This window comes from Streptomyces sp. NPDC059832 (genome assembly GCF_042731715.1).
In the GTDB taxonomy this organism is placed as follows: Bacteria; Actinomycetota; Actinomycetes; order Streptomycetales; family Streptomycetaceae; genus Streptomyces.
Genome location: NZ_JBHWIY010000013.1, coordinates 150,917 through 171,621, shown reverse-complemented (window position 1 = coordinate 171,621; position 20,705 = coordinate 150,917). Strand labels below are relative to the sequence as shown.

The 20,705-nt window shown below is 71.2% G+C and carries 18 protein-coding genes; 12 read left to right on the top strand and 6 right to left on the bottom strand.

What is annotated here, in order from left to right:
* Positions 1-138: 138 nt before the first annotated feature.
* The 4 genes from ACFV8T_RS24000 (at position 139) to ACFV8T_RS23985 (ending at position 6,048) form a co-directional block, all read left to right on the top strand.
* Positions 139-1,590 carry a Gfo/Idh/MocA family protein gene (locus ACFV8T_RS24000; RefSeq protein WP_385330858.1) on the top strand — a complete coding sequence of 484 codons (1,452 nt, stop codon included), beginning with the start codon at positions 139-141 and terminating at the stop codon, positions 1,588-1,590.
* Between the two features lie 205 nt (positions 1,591-1,795).
* Entirely contained in the window at positions 1,796-3,685 is a 1,890-nt protein-coding gene (locus ACFV8T_RS23995) for an ABC transporter transmembrane domain-containing protein (protein ID WP_385330856.1), read from the top strand.
* The gene (locus ACFV8T_RS23990) at positions 3,682-5,463 is read left to right on the top strand and encodes an ABC transporter ATP-binding protein (protein ID WP_385330854.1); all 1,782 of its coding nucleotides are present in this window, start codon (positions 3,682-3,684) and stop codon (positions 5,461-5,463) included. Before ACFV8T_RS23995 ends, ACFV8T_RS23990 begins: the two co-directional genes overlap by 4 nt.
* Positions 5,464-5,562: 99 nt before the next feature.
* Positions 5,563-6,048, top strand: coding sequence for a hypothetical protein (locus tag ACFV8T_RS23985; protein WP_385330851.1), 486 nt, complete (start codon positions 5,563-5,565; stop codon positions 6,046-6,048).
* Between the two features lie 61 nt (positions 6,049-6,109).
* Here the strand turns inward: ACFV8T_RS23985 and ACFV8T_RS23980 are convergent, their stop codons facing one another.
* A complete protein-coding gene (locus ACFV8T_RS23980; protein ID WP_385330849.1) occupies positions 6,110-6,901 on the bottom strand; it encodes a metal-dependent hydrolase in 792 nt (263 codons plus the stop codon).
* Between the two features lie 138 nt (positions 6,902-7,039).
* Here ACFV8T_RS23980 and ACFV8T_RS23975 point away from each other — a divergent pair, with 138 nt between their 5' ends.
* Together ACFV8T_RS23975 and ACFV8T_RS23970 are read left to right on the top strand one after the other, a co-directional pair.
* A complete protein-coding gene (locus tag ACFV8T_RS23975; RefSeq protein ID WP_385330846.1) occupies positions 7,040-9,553 on the top strand; it encodes a DEAD/DEAH box helicase in 2,514 nt (837 codons plus the stop codon).
* A gap of 49 nt (positions 9,554-9,602) precedes the next feature.
* Positions 9,603-10,475: an acyl-CoA thioesterase gene (locus ACFV8T_RS23970; RefSeq protein WP_385330844.1), complete on the top strand. Its 873-nt coding sequence runs from the start codon at positions 9,603-9,605 to the stop codon at positions 10,473-10,475.
* An 11-nt stretch (positions 10,476-10,486) separates the two neighbouring features.
* Here ACFV8T_RS23970 and ACFV8T_RS23965 read toward each other — a convergent pair whose 3' ends face one another.
* Positions 10,487-10,738, bottom strand: a complete 252-nt coding sequence (locus ACFV8T_RS23965) for a DUF6011 domain-containing protein (protein ID WP_385330842.1) — start codon at positions 10,736-10,738, stop codon at positions 10,487-10,489.
* 86 nt (positions 10,739-10,824) lie between these two features.
* On the opposite strand from ACFV8T_RS23965, the gene ACFV8T_RS23960 reads away from it, so the two are divergent.
* Positions 10,825-11,490 carry a hypothetical protein gene (locus ACFV8T_RS23960; protein WP_385330840.1) on the top strand — a complete coding sequence of 222 codons (666 nt, stop codon included), beginning with the start codon at positions 10,825-10,827 and terminating at the stop codon, positions 11,488-11,490.
* A gap of 36 nt (positions 11,491-11,526) precedes the next feature.
* On the opposite strand, the gene ACFV8T_RS23955 is transcribed toward ACFV8T_RS23960, so the two are convergent.
* On the bottom strand, positions 11,527-11,823 hold the full coding sequence (locus ACFV8T_RS23955) for an SHOCT domain-containing protein (protein WP_385330837.1): 297 nt from the start codon (positions 11,821-11,823) through the stop codon (positions 11,527-11,529).
* Positions 11,824-11,926: 103 nt separating this feature from the next.
* Positions 11,927-12,376 carry a DUF6325 family protein gene (locus ACFV8T_RS23950; RefSeq protein WP_385330835.1) on the bottom strand — a complete coding sequence of 150 codons (450 nt, stop codon included), beginning with the start codon at positions 12,374-12,376 and terminating at the stop codon, positions 11,927-11,929.
* A 235-nt stretch (positions 12,377-12,611) separates the two neighbouring features.
* Between ACFV8T_RS23950 and ACFV8T_RS23945 the strand changes: the two genes are divergently transcribed.
* Positions 12,612-14,381, top strand: a complete 1,770-nt coding sequence (locus tag ACFV8T_RS23945) for a cation:proton antiporter (RefSeq protein WP_385330832.1) — start codon at positions 12,612-12,614, stop codon at positions 14,379-14,381.
* A 6-nt stretch (positions 14,382-14,387) separates the two neighbouring features.
* Here ACFV8T_RS23945 and ACFV8T_RS23940 read toward each other — a convergent pair whose 3' ends face one another.
* Positions 14,388-16,223 carry a glycoside hydrolase family 15 protein gene (locus tag ACFV8T_RS23940; RefSeq protein ID WP_385330830.1) on the bottom strand — a complete coding sequence of 612 codons (1,836 nt, stop codon included), beginning with the start codon at positions 16,221-16,223 and terminating at the stop codon, positions 14,388-14,390.
* A 516-nt stretch (positions 16,224-16,739) separates the two neighbouring features.
* On the opposite strand from ACFV8T_RS23940, the gene ACFV8T_RS23935 reads away from it, so the two are divergent.
* Positions 16,740-18,074: a chloride channel protein gene (locus tag ACFV8T_RS23935; protein WP_385330827.1), complete on the top strand. Its 1,335-nt coding sequence runs from the start codon at positions 16,740-16,742 to the stop codon at positions 18,072-18,074.
* A gap of 18 nt (positions 18,075-18,092) precedes the next feature.
* Here ACFV8T_RS23935 and ACFV8T_RS23930 read toward each other — a convergent pair whose 3' ends face one another.
* Complete coding sequence (locus ACFV8T_RS23930; RefSeq protein WP_385330824.1) at positions 18,093-18,533, bottom strand: hypothetical protein; 441 nt, start codon at positions 18,531-18,533, stop codon at positions 18,093-18,095.
* A gap of 161 nt (positions 18,534-18,694) precedes the next feature.
* On the opposite strand from ACFV8T_RS23930, the gene ACFV8T_RS23925 reads away from it, so the two are divergent.
* The 3 genes from ACFV8T_RS23925 to ACFV8T_RS23915 all read left to right on the top strand — a co-directional run bounded on the left by ACFV8T_RS23925 (position 18,695) and on the right by ACFV8T_RS23915 (position 20,589).
* The gene (locus ACFV8T_RS23925) at positions 18,695-19,276 is read left to right on the top strand and encodes a helix-turn-helix domain-containing protein (protein ID WP_385330821.1); all 582 of its coding nucleotides are present in this window, start codon (positions 18,695-18,697) and stop codon (positions 19,274-19,276) included.
* 49 nt (positions 19,277-19,325) lie between these two features.
* Positions 19,326-19,868, top strand: coding sequence for a GNAT family N-acetyltransferase (locus ACFV8T_RS23920; RefSeq protein WP_385330818.1), 543 nt, complete (start codon positions 19,326-19,328; stop codon positions 19,866-19,868).
* Between the two features lie 232 nt (positions 19,869-20,100).
* Complete coding sequence (locus ACFV8T_RS23915; protein WP_385330815.1) at positions 20,101-20,589, top strand: glutathione peroxidase; 489 nt, start codon at positions 20,101-20,103, stop codon at positions 20,587-20,589.
* Positions 20,590-20,705 lie beyond the last annotated feature (116 nt).

The window sequence follows — 20,705 nt, the reverse complement described above, 5'->3', positions numbered from 1 at the left end:
TTTGCGTGTGTACGAAAGTCCATGGTTTCGAAACAGGAGTCCAATCACTCCTCTTGCGCGACAACAGACCCAACTACCAAGGTCCTTACCGAGGTTCATTACCAGCCGCGCACGTCAGACCCCCTTCACGGAGGATCGATGAACGACGCAGCACAGCAGAACGACGGTACGCAGGGCGGCGACGAGGGCTCCATGAGCCGCCGCTCGGTCCTGTGGACGACCGCCGGAGTGGCCGGTGCCGGGCTCGGGCTCGGTGCCCTCGGGAGCTCCACCGCAGCCGCAGCCCCGGGCCGGGGACCGGAAGCCGCTGCCGCGGACCGGGCGGACGCTCCGAAGCGCCAGGGCAGGACCATGGTGGGGGTCCCCTTCGACCGGCGTTCCACCGTCCGGGTCGGCATCGTCGGCCTCGGCAATCGCGGTGGCAGCATGATCGATCTCTTCCTCGCCGTCAGTGGTGTACAGGTCGTCGCCGTCTGCGACCCGGTCAAGGCCAAGGCGCAACGGGCCGCCGCGAAGGTGACCGCCGCAGGTCAGCCGGCACCCGCCGTCTACACCCATGGTGAGGACGACTACGAGAACCTCTGCCGGCGCGGGGACATCGACTTCGTCTACGTGGCGACGCCCTGGGACTTCCACTTCCAGATGGCGAAGACCGCCATGCTGAACGGCAAGCACGTCGGCGTGGAGTGTCCGATCGCTCTCCAGCTCGACCAGCTCTGGGAACTGGTCGATCTGTCCGAGCGCACCAGACGCCACTGCATGCAGCTGGAGAACTGCTGCTACGGGCAGAACGAGATGCGGGTGCTGCGCATGGCGCATGCGGGTCTCTTCGGTGATCTGCTGCACGGCGCGGGCGCGTACAACCACGATCTGCGTGGCCTGATGTTCGACCCGGGCTACTACGAAGGCCCTTGGCGCAGGCTCTGGCACACCCGGCTGCGGGGCGATCTCTACCCCAACCACGGGTTCGGCCCGGTCGCCAACTACATGGACATCAACCGCGGCGACCGTGCGGTGAGCATCACCAGCGTCGGCTCCCCGTCCCTCGGCCTCGCCGAGTACCGCGAGAAGAACATGCCGGCCGGCGACCCGAGCTGGAAGGAGACCTATATCGAGTCCGACCGGACGATCAGTCTCGTCCAGACCGCCAAGGGACGAGTGATCCGGCTGGAGCACGACGTGTCCACTCCGCATCCGTACTCGCGGATCAACAGCCTCGGCGGCACGAAGGGCGTCTTCGAGGACTACCCCGCCCGTATCTACATCGAGCCCGACCACACCAATGACGACTGGGGCGACTTCGCCAAGTACCAGGAGTGGGACCACTGGCTGTGGAAGGAACACGCCAACCCGCCCGGCGGTCACGGCGGCATGGACTACATGCTGGTGTTCCGGCTGATGCAGTGCATGCGGCTCGGCCTCGTCCCCGACTTCGACGTGTACGACGCGGCGACCTGGACGTCCCCCGTGCCGCTCAGCCATCTGTCCATCAGGGCGAAGGGCGCGCCGCAGCAGATCCCGGACTTCACCCGCGGTGAGTGGAAGAAGGCCCGCTCCGGCATGGACTCGGAGAACCCCGAGAAGGCCTGACCGGCCGATGTGAACGGGCGGGCCGGGTACGCGCGTGCCACGACGCCCGGCCCGCCCGTTCGCCTCGCGACCGTGGCTCGAAAAGTACCGTTCGCGGAGAAAACCAATTGCTCCGACCGACGTCCCAGGGCGAACCTTGCACGGTTTGGATCATTCACCTTGATCCATTCACCGAACAAACCGTCACACCGAACCATGGGACGTCATGCAGATTCGCGATCTTCCCTACCCGGATCCCGGCGATCCCGATGTCCGGTCGGGCCCACGCTTCCTGCTCTGGCTCGGCCGCAATCAGCTCAAGGGCCAGCTCAGATCCATGTCCTGGGGCCTGCTCCACCAATGCTCCATCGCCGGGCTGCCGCCCGCCGTCGGTCTCGCCGTTCAGGCGGTGGTCGACCGTTCCGGCAGCCGGCTCGCATGGTCGGGCGGCCTGATCGCGGCCCTGGGCGTGCTGATCGCGCTGGGCGACACCATGCTCCACCGGACGGCCGTCACCAACTGGATCACCGCCGCCGCCCGGGTCCAGCAGCTGCTGGCCCGTAGGACCGCGGAGCTCGGCTCGGCGCTGACCCGTCGGGTCGCGGCGGGCGAGGTGATCGCGGTTTCCACGGGCGACGTCGAGAAGATCGGCTGGTTCGTCGAGGCCCTCTCGCGGTTCGCCGCGGCCGCCGCCGCCCTGGTGCTGATCTGTGCGGGGCTCCTCCTCTATCTGCCGTCGCTGGGCATCCTGGTGACCCTCGCCGTGCCGCTGCTGGCCCTCGCCGTGCTGCCGCTGCTCCCCCGGGCCACCCGGCGAGCCGATCTCCAGCGCGAAAAGGCGGGCAAGGCCACGGAACTGGCTTCGGACACCGTGGCGGGTCTGCGGGTGCTGCGCGGGATCGGCGGCGAGGAACTGTTCCTCGGCCGCTACCGGCGTGCCTCCCAGGAGGTCCGCGAGGCCGCGGTGCGCAGCGCGCGGATGTGGTCGCTGATCTCGGCGATCCAGGTGCTGCTGCCGGGCGTGCTGCTCATCTCGCTGGTCGTGTACGGGGCGGTGCTGGCCCGGGACGGCCGGATCGACGTCGGTCAGCTGGTCACGGTGTACAGCGCGGCGACGCTGCTGCTGTTCCCGCTCCGTCACGTCGAGGAGATCGCGATGGCGTACTCCTTCTCGCGGCCTTCCGCCCAGCGCGCGGTCCGGGTGCTGTCGTTGCGCCGCACGGACCGGCCGTCGACCGTCGACGCAGCACCGGCCGGCGATCTGTACGACCCGGTCACCGGTCTGATGGCCCCGGCCGGCCTGTTCACCGCCGTGGTCTGCGGAGATCCGGACGAGGCGGGCCGACTGGCCGAGCGGCTCGGCGGACACGCCCAGGTGAACACGGACACGGGCGCGGCTGCTGACAAGAGCGAGCGCGCCGCGGAGGCGGAGGGCGGAGCACGCGACTCCTCCGGCGCGGACGCCGCGGAGCGGAGCGCCCCGTCCGTCCTGCTCGGCGGCGTGCCGCTGGACGAACTCCCGCTGGAATCCGCCCGGACCGCCGTGCTGGTCCAGGACAAGGACCCGGTTCTGCTGTCCGGGACGCTGCGCGAACTGCTGGACGTTCCGTCGTCCGGCCGGGTGACCGCCGAGGAGGCGCTGACGGCCGCGCAGTGCGGCGATGTGCTGGACTCCTTGGCGCAGGCGTCGCTCGCCACGGACGGCGACCCGATGGCGACCCGGATCACCGAGCGCGGCCGGTCGCTCTCGGGTGGCCAGCGTCAGCGGCTCGCGCTGGCCCGCTCCTTGGTGACCGACCCGGAGACGCTGGTTCTCGACGAGCCGACCTCCGCCGTCGACTCGCACACGGAGGCCCGGGTCGCGGCCGGAATCAAGGCACTGCGCCGGGGCCGCACCACCGTGGCGTTCGCCTCGTCACCGCTGCTGCTCGACCTCGCGGACCGGGTGGTGCTGGTGCACCGGGGCACCGTCGTCGCGGTCGGCGGGCACCGTGAACTCCTGCATACGGACCCCCGTTACCGGGCGGTCGTGACACGCGAGACGGACGACGAGATCGCGGCCCTGACCTCTCGGGGCACGACCATGACGATCGAGGAAATCGAGGAACGGGCATGATCGGCGTCGCAGTACCGGCGTACGACCCGGCCGCGCCGGAGTCGGCGACGACCCTGCCGGTCGGCACCCCCACCACCGTACGGAGCTATGTACGCGAGCTGCTGCGGCGCCATCGCGGACGGTTCACCGTACTCGTCGCGTTCAACGCCATCGCGGTGATCGCGTCGATCGTCGGCCCCTATCTGCTGGGCGGGCTGGTCGAGGACCTCTCCGACGGTGTGCGGGACCTCCATCTGGAGCGCACCGCCGGGGTGTTCGCGCTCGCGCTGATCGTGCAGACCGTGTTCACCCGGCTGATGCGCCTGCGCAGCGCGATGCTCGGCGAGGAGATGCTGGCCGATCTGCGCGAGGACTTCCTCGTACGGTCGGTCGGGCTGCCGCCGGGGGTGCTGGAGCGGGCCGGTACCGGAGATCTGCTCTCCAGGATCACCACGGACATCGACCGGCTGGCCAACGCGATGCGCGAGGCCGTGCCGCAGCTGGCGATCGGTGTGGTGTGGGCGGGGCTGCTGCTCGGTGCGCTCACCGTGACCGCTCCCCCGCTGGCACTCTCCGTGCTGATCGCGCTGCCGGTGCTGATCCTCGGCTGCCGCTGGTACTTCAGGCGGGCACCGTCCGCGTACCGTTCGGAGGCCGCGGGATACGCCGCGGTCGCCGCGATGCTGGCGGAGACGGTGGACGCCGGACGGACGGTGGAGGCGCACCGGCTGGGTGCGCGCCGGGTGGCGCTGTCGGACACGCGCATCGCCCAGTGGACGGCGTGGGAACGCTACACATTGTTCCTGCGCTCCGTGCTCTTCCCCGTCATCAACGTCACGTACGTGACGATTCTGGGCGCGGTGCTGATGCTCGGCGGCTGGTTCGTCATCGAGGGCTGGCTGACCGTGGGACAGCTGACGACGGGTGCGCTGCTGGCGCAGATGATGGTCGACCCGATCGGTCTGATCCTGCGCTGGTACGACGAGCTGCAGGTCGCCCAGGTGTCACTGGCCCGGCTGGTCGGGGTGCGGGACATCGAGCCGGACGCGGGCGATGCGGGGCTCGTCCCGGACGGCCGGGACGTGCGGGCCGACGAGGTGCGCTTCGGGTACCGCGCCGGCCTCGACGTCCTGCACCGGGTGTCGCTGGACGTCGCGCCGGGGACGCGCCTCGCGCTGGTCGGCCCGTCCGGCGCCGGCAAGTCCACGCTGGGCCGGCTGCTGGCCGGGATCTACGCCCCGCGTACGGGCGAAGTGACGCTCGGCGGCGCCGAGTTGTCACGGATGAAGGCGGAGGACGTACGTGCGCATGTGGCGCTGGTCAACCAGGAGCACCATGTGTTCGTCGGTTCGCTGCGGGACAACCTCCTGCTGGCCCGTACGGGCGCCGAGGACGCCGAGCTGTGGGCGTCGCTGGCGGCCGTCGACGCTGACGGCTGGGCGAGGAGCCTGGACGACGGGCTGGACGCCGAGGTCGGCTCCGGCGGTCTGGCGCTGACTCCGGCCCAGGCCCAGCAGATCGCCCTGGCCCGGCTGGTCCTGGCCGATCCGCACACGCTGGTGCTGGACGAGGCGACATCGCTGCTGGACCCGCGGGCGGCCCGCCATCTGGAGCGCTCACTGGCCCGGGTGCTGGACGGCCGTACGGTCGTGGCCATCGCACACCGGCTGCACACCGCGCACGACGCGGATGTGATCGCGGTCGTGGAGGGCGGCCGGATCAGTGAACTGGGCAGTCATGACGAGCTGGTGGCGGCGGACGGCGCGTATGCGGCGCTGTGGCGGTCCTGGCACGGCTGAGCGGGCCACGCGTGCCGTCCGCGCGCCTGAGCGGCTCCGGGCGGGCGGGCGGACGGGAACACCGGACAGCCCCGGGGTACCACCCGCGACCGTCGGCGCATGGGTGTCGAGCTCGTGGTGGCCGGAATCTCGGGTGTGGTCGCGCTCGCCGGTGTTGCGCTCAGCGGCCGGGCGACGCGGAAACAGGCCTTGCCGAGTGCCGAGTTGGCGCCGGGGTCCGCCCGCCGCGCCCGGTCCGAGCAGCGGCAGGACGTGATGAGCCGCTACCGCGATCCGCTCCTGCGGGCGGCCTTCGACCCGCAGTCCCGCCCGGAGAACATGGCGGTCCGCGAAGTGTGCTTCCTGACCACGCACTACGCGTGGAACTCACCGCACACGCGCGAGTACGCACGCCGCAGCACCCTGTTCGTGCTCACCGAGTACCTGGGCCGGGTGGAGATCATTCGGCTGCGGGTCAGGTTCCTCGACCTCGGTGACCGGGAGGACAACCGCAGGATCGTCGCCCTGTTCTTTGAGGTCGGCAAGGTCCTGACGGCATGCGCTTCCCGGCGGACCAACGGCACCAGGTGCCCGGTCACCGGCTGAGCCCCGATCGTGCCGATGGCGCGGATCGCCGGTGATCCGGCGGCAGAGCCGCCGGCGTCCGTCAGATGAAGTTCAGCGCGGCCGCTCCGCCCACTCCCCCGAGCACCATGAACACCGGCATCAGCACCTTCAGCTCCACCCAGCTCCCGGCCCGGAACCGCATGCCCTTCGGCGGACCGATCGGGTACCAGCGCTTGCGGCCGATCGGGATGGGCCACAGGATCGGGCAGCCGGAGACGGTCAGCGCGTCGCCGATGTCGTGGACGAGGGCGCCCAGCACGATCGGCAGCCCGAGCCAGAGGTACTCCTGGCCGGGGGCGGTGAACAGCCAGTCCGAGCCGTTGCCCGGCTTGTCCAGGACGCCGGCCAGTATCCAGGCGCTGGTCGCGCCGAGCAGCCAGACCAGGACGTCGCTGGACATCCGGGCGGCCCGCCACAGCAGCCCTTCGACGGCGAGCACCAGGTGGACGAAGAGGATCCCCAGGACCGCCCACCGGCCGCCGGTGATCGCCGCGGCGGAGGCGCCTGCGCCGATCAGGACCGCCCACAGCCAGGTGTGGGTCAGCGTGCGGTGGCCGCCGTTGCGGTGCGAGTCGCCGCGCATCCTGGTCGCCTTGTAGACGGCGTGCGAGAGCTTGTCGACGATCTCGCAGAGCCCCCGGGACACCGGCCCGAAGGCGCGCGAGATGGTCGCGGACTTGTGGTCGAGGTCCGGGGCCAGCGCGGCCCCGGCGGTGATCAGTGCCCCGACGACGAGGACGGGCCACGGCATCGCGTGGCCGGCGGCCGCCGCCGCCGCGCCCACCCCCAGCCAGGCCGCTGCCCCTGACAGAGAGTGTGCCGGTCCCATCATGGTTCTTCCCGCCCCCAGAGTCGTATCGCTGCCATTGCCGTTACGGCACGGCCGAGTTGAGTGGGAAGCGTATCGCCCGTGATCTTCATACGGTCGTCCGGTTCCCTCATCCGGGCGGAAGGCAGGCAAGATGGGGGCGTGACCCTTATCGATCAGCTGCCCCCGACCGACGACCCCGACGCCCTCTTCGAGGCTTTCTCGTCATGGACCGAGACACAGGGCATCACCCTCTACCCGGCCCAGGAGGAGGCGCTGATCGAGGTGGTCTCCGGCGCGAATGTGATCCTTTCCACCCCGACCGGTTCCGGAAAGAGCCTGGTCGCGGCGGGTGCGCACTTCACCGCGCTGGCCCAGGACAAGGTCACCTTCTACACCGCGCCGATCAAGGCGCTGGTCTCGGAGAAGTTCTTCGACCTGTGCAAGCTGTTCGGTACGGAGAACGTCGGCATGCTCACCGGCGACGCCTCGGTCAACGCCGACGCCCCGGTGATCTGCTGCACGGCCGAGGTGCTGGCCTCCATCGCACTGCGCGACGGCAAGCACGCCGACATCGGCCAGGTCGTGATGGACGAGTTCCACTTCTACGCCGAGCCGGACCGCGGCTGGGCCTGGCAGATCCCGCTGCTGGAGCTGCCGCAGGCCCAGTTCATCCTGATGTCGGCCACGCTCGGTGACGTCCGGATGTTCGAGGAGGACCTGACCCGCCGCACCGGCCGCCCCACCTCCGTGGTGCGCTCCGCGACCCGGCCGGTCCCGCTCAGCTACGAGTACCGGCTGACCCCGATCACCGAGACCCTCACCGAGCTGCTGGACACCAGGCAGTCACCGGTCTACATCGTGCACTTCACCCAGGCCGCGGCCGTCGAGCGGGCGCAGTCGCTGATGAGCATCAACATGTGCACCAAGGAGGAGAAGGAGAAGATCGCCGACCTGATCGGCAACTTCCGCTTCACCACCAAGTTCGGCCAGAACCTCTCCCGCTATGTGCGGCACGGCATCGGGGTGCACCACGCGGGCATGCTGCCGAAGTACCGGCGCCTGGTGGAGAAGCTCGCCCAGGCCGGTCTGCTGAAGGTGATCTGCGGTACGGACACCCTCGGCGTCGGCGTCAACGTCCCCATCCGCACGGTGCTGTTCACGGCGCTCACCAAGTACGACGGCACCCGGGTGCGTACGCTGCGCGCCCGGGAGTTCCACCAGATCGCCGGCCGTGCGGGCCGGGCCGGCTTCGACACGGCGGGCTTCGTCGTGGCGCAGGCGCCCGAGCACGTCATCGAGAACGAGAAGGCCGTCAAGAAGGCGGGCGACGACCCGAAGAAGAAGCGCAAGGTGGTCCGCAAGAAGGCCCCCGAGGGCTTCGTCGCCTGGTCGGAGACCACCTTCGACAAGCTGATCCAGTCCGACCCGGAGCCCCTGACCTCCCGCTTCCGGGTCACGCACACCATGCTGCTGTCCGTGATCGCGCGTCCCGGCAACGCCTTCGAGGCGATGCGGCACCTGCTGGAGGACAACCACGAGCCGCGCCGGGCGCAGCTGCGGCACATCCGCCGGGCCATCGCGATCTACCGCTCGCTGCTGGACGGCGGTGTCGTCGAGCAGCTCGACAAGCCGGACGCGGAGGGCCGGATCGTCCGGCTCACCGTCGACCTCCAGCAGGACTTCGCGCTCAACCAGCCGCTGTCCACCTTCGCGCTGGCCGCGTTCGACCTGCTGGACCCGGACTCCCCCTCGTACGCGCTGGACATGGTCTCCGTGGTCGAGTCGACGCTCGACGACCCGCGGCAGATCCTCGCCGCGCAGCAGAACAAGGCACGCGGCGAAGCGGTCGGGCAGATGAAGGCGGACGGCGTCGAGTACGAGGAGCGGATGGAGCTGCTCCAGGAGGTCACGTACCCGAAGCCGCTGAGCGAGCTGTTGTGGCACGCGTACGACGTGTACCGCAGGAGCCACCCGTGGGTGGGCGACCACCCGGTCTCGCCGAAGTCCGTGATCCGCGACATGTACGAACGCGCCATGACGTTCACGGAGTTCACCTCCAACTACGAGCTGGCCCGCACCGAGGGCATCGTGCTGCGCTATCTCGCCAGTGCGTACAAGGCGCTTGAGCACACCATCCCGGACGACATCAAGTCCGAGGACCTGGAGGACCTGATCGCCTGGCTGGGCGAGATGGTCCGCCAGGTGGACTCCAGCCTGCTGGACGAGTGGGAGCAGCTCGCCAATCCGGAGGTGGAGACCGCCGAGCAGGCGCAGGAGCGGGCCGACGAGGTGAAGCCGGTCACGGCCAACGCCCGCGCCTTCCGGGTGCTGGTGCGCAACGCGATGTTCCGCCGGGTGGAGCTGGCCGCGCTGGACAAGGTGGGCGAGCTCGGCGAGCTGGACGGCGACGCGGGCTGGGACGAGGACGCGTGGGGCGATGCGATGGACGCCTACTGGGACGAGTACGAGGACCTGGGCACCGGTCCGGACGCCCGTGGCCCGAAGCTGCTGAAGATCGACGAGGACGCGGCGCACGGGCTGTGGCGGGTCCGGCAGACCTTCGCCGATCCGAACGGCGACCACGACTGGGGCATCAGCGCGGAGGTCGATCTGGCCGCTTCCGACGAGGAGGGCCGGGCCGTCGTCCGCGTGACCTCCGTCGGTCAGCTGTGAGGGCGTACGCCGTGGGGGCGGCGCCGCTGCGAGAGTGGAGACGAACGGCATGACGAATCCCGCCGAGCGCCTGGTCGATCTGCTCGACCTGGAGCGGATCGAGGTCAACATCTTCCGCGGGCGCAGCCCTCAGGAGTCCCTGCAGCGGGTCTTCGGCGGGCAGGTCGCCGGGCAGGCACTGGTCGCGGCAGGCCGGACCACCGACGGGGACCGGCCGGTCCACTCGCTGCACGCGTACTTCCTGCGTCCGGGGCGTCCGGGGGTGCCGATCGTGTACGAGGTGGAGCGCGTCCGGGACGGCCGGTCGTTCACCACGCGCCGGGTCACGGCCGTCCAGCAGGGCCGGACGATCTTCAATCTGACGGCGTCCTTCCACCGGCCGGAGGAGGCGGGCTTCGAGCACCAGCTGCCGCCGGCCCGCGAGATCCCGGATCCCGAGGAGCTGCCGACCGTCGCCGAGGAGGTCCGGGAGCACCTGGGCGCGCTGCCGGAGGCGCTCGAACGGATGGCTCGGCGGCAGCCCTTCGACATCCGGTACGTCGACCGGCTGCGCTGGACGAAGGAGGAGGTCAAGGACGCCGACCCGCGCAGCGCGGTGTGGATGCGGGCGGTCGGCCCGCTGGGCGACGATCCGCTGGTGCACACCTGTGCGCTGACGTACGCCAGTGACATGACGCTGCTCGACGCGGTCCGTATCCCGGTGGAGCCGCTGTGGGGTCCGCGCGGCTTCGACATGGCGTCGCTGGACCACGCGATGTGGTTCCACCGGCCGTTCCGGGCCGACGAGTGGTTCCTGTACGACCAGGAGTCGCCGGTCGCCACGGGCGGTCGGGGGCTGGCGCGTGGCCGGATCTACGACCGCGGCGGCAATCTGCTGGTGTCCGTGGTGCAGGAGGGGCTGTTCCGCCGTCTCGGCGATTAGGGCCTGTCCGGTCAGATGCCGGGCAGCGGGTCCTGCTCGACCTCGTGGCGGCGGGTGCGGATGTCCGGCGGCGCCGGGTGGAGTTTGGCGTCGCAGGCGGGGCCGAGGCCGGTGCGGCGTGACTCCGTACCGGTGAGCGGGCGGCCGCACATGCGACAGCGCACCACCCGTCGCCGGGTGGTACGGCCTGCCCGGTCGTCCTCGGGCGAGGGTCCGGTACCGGATCCGGGGAGGGGCTCGGGGAGGGGCTCGGCGGATTCCACGGATCGATCTTCTCAGGACGCCCGTCCACCGTGCGACGTCCGAGCAGCACACACGTCCGAGCAGCACACGACGGAGGAGTTCACTGGTGGGCAGCGTGCTGACATTGAAGCCGGTTCCGGGGGAGACCTCGCCCGTCAGCCGTGTCGTCGAGTTCGCCGACGCGCCCGGTGGCGAGTCCCGGGTGGTCGCCCATGTGGAGCGCGAACTGCCGGAGGGCGGGATACCGGCGTATCTCGCGGCCCGCAGGACGGGGGCGCGCTCCTTCGTCCTGTGGGCCGACCCCGAGCGCCGGATCCGGCTGGCCACCCTGGTCACCGCGTCCGCGGCCGACGGCGTCGCCACGTACCGGGTGCTGGGCGCGCAGGGCGAGCTCATCGGCACGCTCGTCCGCGAGAAGGCCCTCCACGGCAAGGGGCTGCGGACCCGCTGGACGGTCGCCCAGGTCGGCTGCCCGGAGGCGGTCGGCTTCAAGGGCCGGATCTTCTGGTGGTACGTGTGGTGGCTGCTGCTCCCCGTCCAGGTGGCGATCGGCGTGGGCAGCCTCCTGAGCGGCGGGGGCGATGCGGCGCGCGGACCCCGGCGCATCATCTGGCGGGCCGGCCGGGAGGTTCCGCTGGAGTTCTTCTCGGACGACGACGAGGTCCATGTCCACGCGCCGTGGGTCGACTGGCGGCTCGCAGCCGCGCTGAGCGCGCTGATCCGCACCTTCGACAGCTGGATGGGCACGCCCTGGGACGACAAGCGCAAGTGAGGCGGGCGCGCGGGCCCGCCCGCACGGCCGGACCGGTCAGCCGGCGAGGATCCTGGCCTTCTGGGCCTCGAACTCGCTCTCGCTCAGCACCCCCTGGCTCTTGAGGTCGCCGAGGTCCTTGAGCTGGGCGATCTTGTTGCTCATCTCGTCCTCCGGCGCGAGGGACGTGGGCGCCGGAGGCGGCGGCGCCGCGGGGGCGGGCCGGGGCTGCGCCTGCTCGGCGTCCTGCCGCGCCCAGCGGCCAGCCTGGCGCCGGGAGACCCGGTTGGAGACGGAGGTGGCGGTTCCGGCGATCACCGCTGTACGGGCGACGCCACGAAGAAGGCCTGGCATGGTGCATCTCCTTTGACTGGCTCTGCGAGAAACGGCCGGCGACCGGCTCTGCGAGAAAGACCGGCGGCCGGCTCCGCGCATCCGGCCGGCCCGGTACGGCGGCTCAGGCCCTGGACCCGGCCTCGGCCGCGTCGAGCGATGCCAGGACCTCCTGGATCGGGATGCGCCCGTTGGCGACGAGCCGTCCCCCCGAGCGGCGCAGGGCGGCCGCGAGCGGTCCGGCCCACGCGTTCTCGTAGATGACGATCCCGGCAGCGCTGCCGGGTTCGAGAACCGCGCTCACCTCGTCGATGTCGTCCCGGCCGAGCAGGCCGGAGGAAACGCCTTCGAACACGGTGAGGTCCTCGTGGCCGTCCGCGGTCAGCTCGGAGAGTTCCACGCCCGCGACGGTTCCGTCCTGGTCCTTCCTGACGAAGACCAGGTCCAGGATCCGGATGATTCCCCGGTCGACCAGATCGACCAGCAGGGGCAGTCCTTCGCCCGTCATCCGGTTTCCCGGGAACTCGACCACCAGGTAGTCGATCGGCCCTGTCTCGTCGGTCTCGCTGCTCACACCGGCTCCTCGGAATCTCGACTGCCCCGCGTCCGGCCGGGGCCTGTGCCTCCGTCATTGGAGCAGTGGGCGGGCCGGTGCGCATCTCGATCGTGGACCTGGGGGACGCGGACCCGTTGGGCCGTCGGAGGGACAGCGGGTCCCTCCGACGGCCCAGTGGCGCGAGCCGCGCCCCGCCCTTCCCCCACCGCCACCGATGGTTGCCGGGCAGCACGGCGTCCAGGGAGGCACGGACATGACGGCCGACGAAGTAATGGTGGGTGTGGGCCTCGTCGTGGTGCTGGCGGTCGGCTCGCAACTGCTGGCGAGCCGGCTGCGGGTGCCCGCCCTGCTGATCCTGCTGCCGGTCGGCTTCGGCGCCGGGGCGCTGACGGACAACGTCGATCCCGAGAAGCTGCTGGGCGATGCCTTCTCCCCGCTGGTCTCCCTCGCGGTGGCGGTGATCCTCTACGAAGCCGGACTCGGCCTGGAGATCGGGCGGCTCCGGGGCCATACACGTCGCATCGTGGTCAGGCTGCTCTGGCTGGGGGCGCTGATCACCTGGCTGCCCGCCGCGTTGTTCGCCGTTCCGGTGCTGGGCATGTCCAGGGGCGCGGCCGTGATGCTGGGCGCGATCCTCGTCGTGTCCGGGCCGACGGTCGTGGGGCCGCTGCTCAATTTCGTCCGGCCTTCCGAGCGGCTGCAACGCGTCCTGATCTGGGAGGGCTCCCTGATCGACCCGGTCGGCGGCATCCTGGGGGCGCTCGTCTTCCACGCCGTCGTCGCCGGTGAACTCAAGGGGTTCGGGAGCCAGTTGGAGCAGTTCTCGGCCAGTGCCGCAGTGGGTGCGGTGGGCGGCGTGGTCGGGGCCGGGGTGCTGTGGCTGCTGCTGCGTCGTGCCCGGCTGAGCGAGGAACTGGCCACATCCGCGCAGATCGCCGCGGTGATCGGGATCGCGGCCGCCTGCGACGCGCTCCGCGAGGACACCGGGCTCATCTCCGCGGTCGTCATGGGAATGGCCATGGCGAATCTGCCGGGCCTCGACATTCCGGCCCGCCGGCCGTTCCTCGACACACTGGTCTCGCTGATCATCGGCCTGTTGTTCATCTCCATCTCGGCCACGGTCACCCCGGCCTCGCTGCGGCACGTGGTGCTGCCCTCGCTCGCGCTGGTCGCCCTCCTGGTCCTGGTGGTGCGTCCGCTCGTGGCGCTGGTGTCGACGGCCGGTACCGATGTCCGCGGCGGGGAGAGATGGTTCATCGGGTGGATGGCCCCGCGCGGCATCGTCGCCGCGGCGACCGCCTCCACGTTCTCGGCGACTCTGGTGGCGCGGGGCGTCGACGGCGCCGAACGGATTCTGCCCGCGACCTTCGTGGTGATCGTCGCCACCGTCACCCTGTACGGCCTGACGGCGTTTCCGGTCGCCCGGTGGCTCGGGGTGCTGCGCCCGTCCCGGTCCCGGCCGCTGCTGGTCGGCGGCGCACCCTGGGCGGTCGACCTGGGGCGCGCGCTGCGCTCGGCGGGGCTGGACGTGCTGATGTGGGCGGGCGCCGAGCGGCAGCGGGCCCGGATCGAGGAGGCCGGGCTGCCCCTGGCGCCGGGCGAACTGCTCGCGGCGGCCTCCGGTGCCGGGGCGGAGCTGGAGGGCATCACGGGTGTGCTGCTGCTCACCGAGGAGGACGACTTCAACGCACTCGCCGCCATGACCCTGCGGGAGAGCGTCGAGGGTCCGGTCCACCGGCTCGCTCCGGCCGCCGACAGCCAGGGCGTGGTGGCGCCGTACACCGGGGGCGAGCCCCTCTTCCGTACCGGCCTGACCGGCCCGGAGCTGGCCCGCCGGTACGAGGCCGGGGCCCGGGTGCTGACGCGGCGGGCCGACGGCGCCGTCCCGGCCGGACACGACGTGCTGTTCGTCGTCCGCGCCGACGGGCGGCTCGCCCCGGTCACCCACACGCAGACCCCGGACATCCGGCCGGGCGACACCGCCGTCCTCCTCGGTCCCCCGTCCCGGCAGCCGTCGCTCTGAGCGCCGTCAGGCGCGTTCCCCGGCGCGTGCGCGGTCCAGCGCCTCGTCCAGGGTCCGGGCCGCCGTGATGAGCGAGAGGTGGGTGAACGCCTGCGGAAAATTGCCGAGTTGCTCGCCGCTGGGGCCGATCTCCTCGGCGAACAGGCCGACATGGTTGGCGTACGTGAGCATTTTCTCGAAGGTGTAGCGGGCCTTGCGCAGCCGGCCCGCGCGGGCCAGGGCGTCGACGTAGAGGAAGGTACAGAGGCTGAACGTGCCCTCGGATCCCCGCAGTCCGTCCGGGGACGCCGCGGGGTCGTAGCGGTAGACGAGGCTGTCGGAGACGAGGGTGCGGTCCATGGCGTCGAGGGTGGCGAGCCAGCCCGGGTCCTTCGGGGCGAGGAACCCCACCCTGGGCATCAGCAGCAGCGAGGCGTCCAGCACTCCCCCGCCGTAGTACTGGACGAACGCCTGCTCGGATTCGCTCCAGCCCCGGTCCATGACCTGTTCGAGGATGGCGTCCCTGGCGCCGGTCCACCGGGCGGTGTCGGCGGGCCGGCTGAGGTCGGACGCCAGGCGCAGGCCGCGGTCGAACGCCGCCCAGCACATCACCCGGCTGTAGGTGAAGTCCTGCCGTCCGCCGCGGGTCTCCCAGATGCCCTCGTCGGGCCGGTCCCAGAAGTCCACGAGCCAGTCGAGCGTCCGGGCCACGACCTGCCAGCCCCGGTAGCCCGACTGGATGCCCACCTCACGGCCTTCGGACAGGGCGTAGAGGGCCTCGCCGTAGATGTCGAGCTGCAACTGGCCGGTGGCCGCGTTGCCGAGCCGTACCGGGTACGAGCCCCGGTAGCCCTCGAAGTGGTCCAGGATCTCCTCCGTCAGCAGGGGTTCCCCGTCGACGCGGTACATGATCCGGAGGGGCTCCTCTCCGCTGTCCTCCCGGAGCCGGTCGCCGAGCCAGTGGGTGAAGGCGATTGCCTCGTCCACGAACCCGAGGTCGAGCAGGGCCCGGACCGACAGCGCGCCGTCCCTGACCCAGGTGTAGCGGTAGTCCCAGTTGCGTTCGCCGCCGACCTGCTCCGGCAGGCCCATGGTCGCCGCCGCGACCGGTGCGCCGGAGGGGGCGTAGGTGAGCAGCTTGAGCGTGATGGCGGAGCGGTTGACCATGTCGGACCAGCGGCCCCGGTAGCGGGAGCCGTGCACCCACCGCTGCCAGAAGTCGACGACCTCCCAGAGCCGTTCCGTGAAGGCGTCGACGGCCGGCGCCGGCGGCGCGGGCCCGTCCGCCGCGCAGACGGTGAAGACCGCGACGGTCGACTCGCCGACGTGCAGCACCACTTCGCCCACGGCGTCCCGGCCATCGCGTGATATGGGGAAGCCGGTCCGCAGGTGTGCCGCGATCCCCGGCGCCCGGAACACGGCTCCCCCGGGGATCGGATCGAGATCGAGTTCGTGGGAGGCCCGGCCGTAGTCGAACCGGGGCCGGCACTCCATGGCGAACCGTACGGTCCCGCGCACCGCGCGCACGTACCGCACCAGGGTGTGCCGGTCGGTGGGGGTCCCGGTGCGCTCGGGCGGCATCCAGTCGAGCACCTCACCGACGCCGTCCGGCGACATGAACCGGGTGACCAGGACCGCGGTGTCCGGGTAATAGAGCTGCCGGCAGGAACTCTTGGGGGCGTCGGGCGCCAACCGGAAGAAGCCGCCGTCGTCGTGGTCGAGCAGTGCGGCGAAGATGCTGGGGGAATCGAACCTCGGGGCGGCGAACCAGTCGACGACGCCCCGCGAGGAGACCAGTGCGGCGGTCTGCAGGTCGCCCACCAGCCCGTGCTCGGCGATGGGCGGGTATCGGTCCATGAGCATCCAATCCCGGACGGGTCCCTCTCCGGTTCCACTATCCGCCCGGCGCCCCGTGATCGCCCGCTCGGGCCTCCCGGGCTTCCCCGGTGCCGGGCGGCCCGGACTGCCCGCCGTCCCGCCCGCGGTGTCACTGGAGGAGGGACCGCCCGCGCGCCCGGTCCGGCCGTGACCGGCGGCGACGGTGCGGGACTTCGTGGAGGTTCAGGATGGACATGATCCATGTCCGCGCGGTGAGCCCGCCGGACCTGACCGACCAGGTGGTGGACCGGCTGGCCGAACGAGCGGCACCACCGGGCGCTCGTCGAAGCGGTGCGGGCGGGGCGGCTTCCCGCTTCCCGGGACGTCTGAGCCGCCCCGGGAAGCCGGCCCGTCCGCTGGTCCGGAGGAATGGCAGTACGGAAATCACCGCACGCACCCGGCGGGTACGTCACGGCGGCAACCGCGCATTGTGCTAACTCCTTGTGGACGCTTGCGGGACAGCGTGTTCCGGACGGGTTGCGACGCGAGGAGACAACGACCATGTCGACCGAGCCCGCCGCACCACCGACCACGACGGCGGCGGACCCCTTCGCACTGGTCCGCACCCGCGGTTACGCCCTGCTCCTCGTGATGGCGGCGGGCATCGGAGTCCCGGTCTCGGCGGTGGCGTTCGGTTTTCTCGCGCTCGTCCACGAACTCCAGGCGCTGACCTACCACGATCTGCCCCGAGCGCTCGGTTTCACCGGTACGCCGTCCTGGTGGCCGGTGCCGCTGCTCGCCGTGGCGGGCCTGCTGGTCGGGCTGACCATCCGCCATCTGCCGGGGAAGGGCGGTCACCGGCCCGCCGACGGGATGGTGAGCACGGGAGCGCCCTCGGCGGCGGAACTGCCCGGCGTCGTGCTGGCGGCGCTCGCGTCGCTGGGCATCGGAGCGGTGCTCGGCCCCGAGGCGCCGCTCATCGCGCTCGGCGGCGGACTGGCCGTGTACGCGGCGCGCCTGGTCAGGCCCGGCATCGAACCGGGTGCGAGTGCCGTGCTGGGAGCCGCGGGAAGCTTCGCCGCCATCAGCGCGCTGCTGGGGTCGCCGCTCCTGGGTGCCTTTCTCCTGATGGAGGCCTCGGGACTGGCCGGGATGATGCTCGGGATGGTCCTGGTGCCGGGTCTGCTGGCGTCCGGCGTCGGCGCGCTCATCTTCACCGGACTCGGCTCGTGGACCGGGCTCGGGACGTACTCCCTGGCACTTCATCATGTGCCCCGGGCATCGGGGCCCGACCTCGCGCAGTTCGGCTGGGCACTCGTCGTGGGCCTGGCCGCGGCCCTGGCCGGCACGGGCGTCCAGCGGCTCGCCCGGTTCCTCCAGGAACGGGTGGAGCGGCGGACCGTGGTGGCCACAGCCGTCATGGGCCTGGTCGTCGGCGTGGCCGCCCTCGTGTACGCGGAGAGCACCGGGAGGGAGGCGTCCGGGGTGCTGTACTCCGGGGAGAACGCCCTCGATCCGCTGCTGGCCGGGAGCGCCGGATACTCGGTGGGCACGCTTGTGGTGCTGGTCCTCTGCAAGGCGGTGGCGTACTGCGCGTCCTTGAGCAGCTTCCGGGGAGGCCCCGTCTTCCCGGCGATGTTCGTGGGAGCGGCGGGCGGAATCGCCCTGTCCCATCTCCCGGGACTGAGCATCACCTCGGGCTTCGCGATGGGCATCGGCGCCATGTGCGTGGCGATGCTCAAGCTCCCGATGACGTCGGTACTGCTGGCGACACTGCTGCTGGGGTCCGAGGGCCTCACCGTCATGCCGCTGGTGATCGTCTCGGTCGTGGTCTCGTATGTGGTCACGCTCGGGCTCGCGCCGTCCCCCGCCGTCGTCCGGCCGGATCGAGGATGACGGGCCCCTGCCGTGACCTCAGGCCTTCTTCTCGTCCCGGAGCGGATCCGCGCACAGCGCCCAGATGATGAAGACGTCGATGGCGATGAGCACGATGGACCAGAGCGGGTAGTGGGGGAGCCAGAGGAAGTTGGCGAGTGCGCCCAGGCCCGCGAGCACGATGCCCGCCACGCGTGCCCATACGGCTCCGGTGAACAGCGCGCAGCCGGCGAGAACGATGACGATGCCGAGTACGAGATGGATCCAGCCCCAGCCGGTGAGGCTGAACTGGAACACATAGTTGCGCGTGGCGATGAACACGTCGCTCTTGGCGATGGCGGCGATTCCTTCGGAGATCGCCATCAATCCGCCGAAGATCATCAGCACCGCCGCGAAGGCGGTCCAGCCGAACCGGAAGGGGTGGTGCGAACTCGGCGTGGCGTCGGGCGCCACTCTCGGCCCGTTGGCGGTACTGGCCATTGCGGCCTCCTCCGGTAGCAGAGCAAACCGGCAGGCCCGAGTGGGCCACCGGCCCCTCCCCGGACAAGCCTGTCACGGTGGCACCCGATCGGCAGAACAGCCGCTCCCGGAGGCCGCCGTCATGACACGATCCGTCTCCATCCAGGGATATCATCTCCATCGTGAGAGAAATCGAAGAGGCGGAGCCCGGCTCCGTCGATGCCCGGCTCGCCGCGCGGCTGGGCGAACTGCGTACCGAACGCGGCTGGTCGCTGGACGAGCTCTCGCGACGCAGCGGGGTGAGCCGCTCCACGCTGTCCCGGCTGGAGCGCGGCGAGTTGAGCCCGACCGCCACCCTGCTCGGCAGGTTGTGCACGGTCTACGGACGGACGATGTCCCGGCTGCTGCTGGAGGTGGAGGCGGAGCCCCCGCAACTCGTCCCCGCCGCACGGCAACCGGTCTGGCGGGACGAGGCATCGGGCTTCGTACGCCGCTCGGTGTCGCCTCCGCACACCGGTCTGCGCGCGGAGGTCATCGAGGGCACCCTCGACGCGGGCGCCGCCATCGCGTACGAGAACGCACCGGTGCCCGGCATGGAGCAGCATGTCTGGGTGCTGGAGGGAACGGTCGAGATCACCGTCGACGGCACCGCGCACACCGTGCGCAGCGGCGACTGCCTTCGGTTCCGGCTGCGCGGCCCCTCGCGCTTCCACTGTCCGGGACCGGAGCCGGTCCGCTATGCCCTGATGATCGTTCTGCCATGACAGCCACCAACGCCGCGATGGCCGCGATGTCCGTGAAAGGACTCCGTACATGACCGAGATCGTCCCCGTGCACGGCCCCGAACTGGTCACCTACGCCGATGAGTTGGCAGCCCTCCTGGTGGAGACCGTGAACGGCGGATCGTCGGTGGGATTCCTCGCTCCGCTGGACCGTGACGTGGCCGCCGCCTGGTGGCGCGAGCGGGCCGGGGCCGTCGACGCCGGCCTGCTTCAGGTCTGGATCGCCCGCGACGCGGAACGGGTCGCCGGAACCATCGGCCTGGTCCGGGCCCAACTGCCCAACGCCCGCCACCGCGCGGAGGTGGCCAAGCTGATGGTGCGTCCGTCGGCCCGCGGCCGGGGCCTCGGCCGGTCGCTGCTCGACGCCGCCGAGCGGTCGGCCGCCGAAGCGGGCGTCGCGCTGCTGGTCCTGGACACCGAGACCGGAAGTCCGGCCGAGCGGCTCTATCGTTCGGCGGGCTGGACGGAGTGCGGCTCGATCCCGGACTACGCCGGGGACCCGGCCGGGGTCCTGAAGCCGACGACGCTGTACTACAAGGCGATCGACTCCGCACCCACGGCGCCTCCCCCGTGACGAGGCAGTCGCCCGGCCGCCTGCCGATCTCCTGGGCGAGGCACTGGAGTTCGACACGAGGCGCATACCGCGCGCAGGTCGCTCATCGGGGTCATGCCGCGTTCGACACGATGGCGGGACTCCCGCAGGTCGGTGGCTTGCGCGGGCTCCGGACGGCCGGACGACCGGCTTCGTACGGACCGGCTCGGGGCGTGACAATGGCTGCGGAAGTCACATCTACGAGGAGACCCTCATGACGCTGCACGACATCCCCCTGCGCACCCTCACCGGCGAGCCCACCTCCCTGGCCGACTACAGCGGCAAGGTGGTCCTGTTGGTGAATGTCGCGTCCAAGTGCGGGCTCACCCCGCAGTACGCGGGCCTGGTGAAGCTCCAGAACGAGTACGCGGACCGCGGCTTCACCGTGCTCGGCGTGCCGTGCAACCAGTTCGCCGGCCAGGAGCCGGGGAGCCCGGAGGAGATCCAGACCTTCTGCTCGACGACGTACGGGGTCAGCTTCCCGCTGCTGGAGAAGACCGATGTGAACGGCGAGGGGCGCCACCCGCTCTACGTCGAGCTGGCCCGGCTGGCGGACGCGGACGGCGAGGCCGGTGACGTCCAGTGGAACTTCGAGAAGTTCCTCATCTCCCCGGCGGGCGAGCCGGTCGCGCGGCTGCGCCCGCGCGTCGAGCCGGAGTCGCCCGAGCTCGTCACGGCCATCGAGTCCCTCCTTCCCGCCTGACGTACCGCGCCCCCGATCGCCGGACGGGGCCAGGGTTCGGACCCTCCCGGGAGCGGGGGGGGGCCCCGGAGGAAGGGCCCCAAGGAGTCGGATGCCCCACAAAGGGTGGGGGGGGA